We start from the raw sequence: 4,211 nt of genomic DNA on the forward strand, positions 1-4,211 counted from the left end.
TTCCTGCATTTGTTGTGAAAATAATTTATCAAGTATATTCCAACCCATTTAAAATTGAACTACTAAAAATTATGGTAAATTTAGGCTTTGAGTAAAATAGTCATAGCTTTTGAGTTTGATTTTAAAGAAGTTTTGCTACAAAATCTACCCTCAAAAATTATAAAAACGGCAATTTAATAAAACTACCGTCCTAAATTTATTTATAAATTATTTTCCGTCAAATACTGTAGGATATGCCTTATCATTATTAAATGCCCATGAACCATTGTAATAGTAACTATTGTCATTTGAATTGAAAACTAAATTTTTACCTGCTTTTAAATGCATATATTTATATTTTTTCAAGTATTTTTCAACTTTTTCAGTATTTTGAACTAATACTCCAACTTTTACATTTTCATATTCTTCTCCATCAAATACACATTTTTCAAAGTCAACATCTACTCTATAATCTTTATCATTTATCTTTTTAAATTCTCCATGAGATTTAGGTTTATTACAATATGAGTCTTTTACCAATTTAGCTGTCTTATTATCGTGAACTTTTTTCACTTCTCCCTCACCAGCTGCAAATAATGTCATTGAAATCGCAAAAATTGCTAAGATACTTTTTTTCATAATAAGTTTCCTCCTTAATTTTATTTCCATTATAATTTGTTTATAATAGTATAGCATATTTTCTTTGATTTTTCTAATTTTTTTATAACTAAAAAAACATAACCTCAAGACTTTCTGATTTTATCATTTAATCTATCGGTTATGTTCTTTAATTTAAGAATGAATTCTATTATCTTCTTGTACAAGATTTTTCAATTCCATTAGGTCCTCTATAAATGGCATCTTTTCCACCTTTAAAGAATTCTACATTTCCATTTTTAGAAACATATCTTGATCCACTACCTGATGTTGCTACCTTAAGGTTGTAAACATTTCCTGCTTTAGTAACTACTCTGGCAGTATTTGTTGCTGGATAAGAAACTCTTATTCTTTCAGAACCGCAAGTATATGATTCTGAAGCTACCCTTCTCATAGTAGGTCTTTTTTTACTTGCTGCTGCAAAACTCATTCCTCCAATTAATGTCATTACAGACAATACTAGCATAGATTTTTTCATTAATTTCATCATTACCATCTCTTTTCTTCAAAATTTATTTCAATAGAAATATACCACATGAAACTGTTAATTCTCTTATAAAAAACTATTTAATGAAGATGAAATCATAGTAAATTTGCTTTATACAATAAACAACATCATAATTAGTTATTTTAACTTAACCTTAGTTTATATTTGTGCAAAAATTTACCAATATACCTTATCAAAAATACTGATCTTGCTAGCGAAAATACTATAAACGACAACCATAATCCATGATTTTGGCCAATTGCTGTTCCAGCAAAATAAAAGATTAAAAATACTATTAATGCCTGTATCATCGAATTTCTTATATATGCTGTTTCTGTTGTGCCTGTAAAATTTCCGTAAATTACTAGCCCAAAACTTACAACTAGTGGAAATATGATTATCCAAATTTTATACTGATTTGCAGTATTTATAACTTCTGCATTTTTTGTATAAAACAGTAGCAGCTTTTTACCTCCAAAAACAAATGCTGTACTTAAAAATATTGAAATTATAACACAAAACTGTATTGATTTTCTCATTACCCATTTTAGTTTTCTAAAATTTTTCTCTCCTGCCGCTATGCCTGAAAACACACTTGATGCATTAGCAAAGCCATCAAAAATATATGACATTAAATATTGAACTTGAAATAATATAGAGTTTGCAGCTAATATTATTTTACCGTTATGTGCAGCTTTTTCCAAAAATAAATTTGTTGCTACCAGTAAACAGATTGTACGAATCACTAAATCTGAATTCACTGCTCCAACTTTTTTCATTTCGCTTCTATCAAATATTTCTTTCAAATTTATATTGTGCAAGATTTTTTTTAGTGAAAAAGTTCTTAAAATAATAAAAATTGATAAAAGAGTTGTCATAATTTGGGAAATTAGTGTAGCAACTGCTACTCCAGCAACATCCATTCCTAAAACTTCTACAAAATATAAATCAAGAAAAATATTCACAATATTTGTCATAAGTTGCAAGATTAGACATTTTTTTATTTCTTTTCGTCCCATTATCCATCCTAAAAATGTGTAGTTCAGAAATACGAAAGGGGCTCCCCATATTAGAATATTAAAATAAATTTCTATATATTTCGTAATCTCCTTTCCAGCATCAAAAAAATGAATAAATCCCCATAAAATAGCTTTCTGAAAAATAACAAACAGAAATCCTAAAATAAGTGAAATTAATACGGGGCGGATTAATACTGTAATTTCTTCCTTTTCGTTATTTTCTCCAAAAGCCTTTGCAAAATATCCAGATGTGCTGACACGTAAAAAGCCAAAAAGCCAATATATTGTGTTAAAAATTGTTCCTCCAAGTGTAACTCCACCTATAAAAACTGGATTTGAAAGATTTCCTACAACAGCTGTGTCAACAGAATTTAACAAGGGCGTTGTCAGAGTTGACAAAGTAAATCCAAGTGCTAATTTCAGATATTCTGTATTTCTAATTTTTTCTATATTTACACTTTTTTTCATTTTCCTCCTCGAATTTAAAAAAAGCCTTATTAATTTTAATAATTTTCAGGAAATAAAATTCTTTCCACACCTTCAATTATAATATGTAAAATCATCATATGAACTTCCTGAATCCTGTCTGATGTTTCTCCAGGAATTATAAATTCATAATCACACACTCCTTTTAATTTACCGCCATCTTTTCCAAGCAATGCTACAGTTTTTAAATTTCTCTCTTTTGCCGATTTTACAGCTTCAATTATATTTTTAGAATTTCCCGAAGTTGAAATTCCAAAGAAAAAGTCACCTTCCTGCCCAAATGCTTCCACACCTTTTGCAAACACAAAATCAAATCCATAGTCATTTCCAACACATGTGATATGGGAAGAATCGCTGATACTTATAGACGGCAAGGCCCTTCTGTCTTTTCTAAATCTTCCTGTAAATTCTTCTGCAAAGTGCATTGCATCACAGTTACTTCCACCATTTCCTGCAATTAGCGATTTTTTCCCATTTTTATAGGCTAATGCTAATTCCTGTGCAATTTTTTCTGTTTTTTCAATATTTTCATCATTTTCTACAAATGCCTTTACAGTTTCAAAGGCAGTCAAATACGACTTTCTAATATTTTCCTTTAACATATTTCCTCCTAGAATTTAATTATAAATTGTTTTATTTTTGTAGATTTACTACTATTTTTTTACTGAAAATAACGCAGGCGTAATCTTATAATTTCTTACAAATTTTACAAATTTGGCAATTCCTGACTTTTCTCCATTTTCACGAATATATGCAATCTGAAATTTATCTTCAGACTTTTCAAAGTTATGAATAATTTTCAATGTACCTTTCTCTATCTCCTCATAAACGCTGTAATATGGAAGAACTGCAAACCCAAGTCCACTTTTTATAAGATTTTTCATAGTTTCAATACTTCCATTAATTACAATTCTATTTTCTAAATTAAATCCGATTATTTTCTCAAACAAGTCAAGATATTTGCTTGTCAAAACTGTATCCCGCTTTAACAGCTGCATCTGCTCTAATTCCTTATAATCAGATATTTCCTTTCCAGATACAACCACAAACGGATACTCCTCTGTTTCGATAACCTTTATTTCCTTATCTTCAATAAAATACTCCTCCATTAAGGCAATATCGACTGTTCCTTCTTTCAAATGTCTTACGAGCGATTCACGATTTTTAATATACAAGTCAAACTCAATTTCAGGATTGTGTTTTTTAAATTCTACCATAATTCTCGGCAATACTGGCTCTCCAATGTTATGAGTTGCTCCAATACAGATTTTTCCCTTCCCAAATTGTGATATTTTCTCCATCTCTTTTTCTACACGTAGAATCTTGTCAAAAACATCTTTTGACATTCTATACAGTTCTTTTCCAGCAAAAGTTAGCCTAAAATTTTTAGAATTCCTCTCAATAAGTTGAATTCCAAGTTTTGTTTCCAATTTTTTTATTTGTATTGACACTGCTGATTGGCTAATAAATAAATTTTTTGCAGCTTTAGTAAAACTCTTCTCCTTGCATGCCTCAAAGAAAATTTTTAAATGATGTACATCCACAGTTATTTCTCCAATCATATATTTTATTTATCATACTCG

5 protein-coding genes are annotated in these 4,211 nt (G+C 28.9%); all 5 read right to left on the reverse strand.

Going from position 1 to position 4,211, the window contains the following annotated elements:
• Positions 1-207: 207 nt before the first annotated feature.
• The 5 genes from Q0370_RS05520 to Q0370_RS05540 all read right to left on the reverse strand — a co-directional run bounded on the left by Q0370_RS05520 (position 208) and on the right by Q0370_RS05540 (position 4,172).
• Positions 208-618: a MarR family transcriptional regulator gene (locus tag Q0370_RS05520; RefSeq protein WP_299573168.1), complete on the reverse strand. Its 411-nt coding sequence runs from the start codon at positions 616-618 to the stop codon at positions 208-210.
• A 169-nt stretch (positions 619-787) separates the two neighbouring features.
• A complete protein-coding gene (locus Q0370_RS05525) occupies positions 788-1,126 on the reverse strand; it encodes an MliC family protein (protein ID WP_299573171.1) in 339 nt (112 codons plus the stop codon).
• 140 nt (positions 1,127-1,266) lie between these two features.
• Positions 1,267-2,610 carry an MATE family efflux transporter gene (locus Q0370_RS05530; protein ID WP_299573174.1) on the reverse strand — a complete coding sequence of 448 codons (1,344 nt, stop codon included), beginning with the start codon at positions 2,608-2,610 and terminating at the stop codon, positions 1,267-1,269.
• 35 nt (positions 2,611-2,645) lie between these two features.
• On the reverse strand, positions 2,646-3,230 hold the full coding sequence (gene gmhA, locus Q0370_RS05535; RefSeq protein ID WP_299573177.1) for a D-sedoheptulose 7-phosphate isomerase: 585 nt from the start codon (positions 3,228-3,230) through the stop codon (positions 2,646-2,648).
• Between the two features lie 51 nt (positions 3,231-3,281).
• Positions 3,282-4,172: a LysR family transcriptional regulator gene (locus tag Q0370_RS05540; RefSeq protein ID WP_367270847.1), complete on the reverse strand. Its 891-nt coding sequence runs from the start codon at positions 4,170-4,172 to the stop codon at positions 3,282-3,284.
• Positions 4,173-4,211: the final 39 nt, after the last annotated feature.

The sequence above is a fragment of the uncultured Leptotrichia sp. genome, assembly GCF_938036635.1.
In the GTDB taxonomy this organism is placed as follows: Bacteria; Fusobacteriota; Fusobacteriia; order Fusobacteriales; family Leptotrichiaceae; genus Leptotrichia; species Leptotrichia hongkongensis.

Excerpts from the sequence above, each read along its gene's own strand:
- Q0370_RS05520 (WP_299573168.1), bottom strand. The coding sequence starts at position 618 with ATGAAAAAAAGTATCTTAGCAATTTTTGCGATTTCAATGACATTATTT.
- Q0370_RS05525 (WP_299573171.1), bottom strand. The coding sequence starts at position 1,126 with ATGATGAAATTAATGAAAAAATCTATGCTAGTATTGTCTGTAATGACA.
- Q0370_RS05530 (WP_299573174.1), bottom strand. The coding sequence starts at position 2,610 with ATGAAAAAAAGTGTAAATATAGAAAAAATTAGAAATACAGAATATCTG.
- gmhA (WP_299573177.1), bottom strand. The coding sequence starts at position 3,230 with ATGTTAAAGGAAAATATTAGAAAGTCGTATTTGACTGCCTTTGAAACT.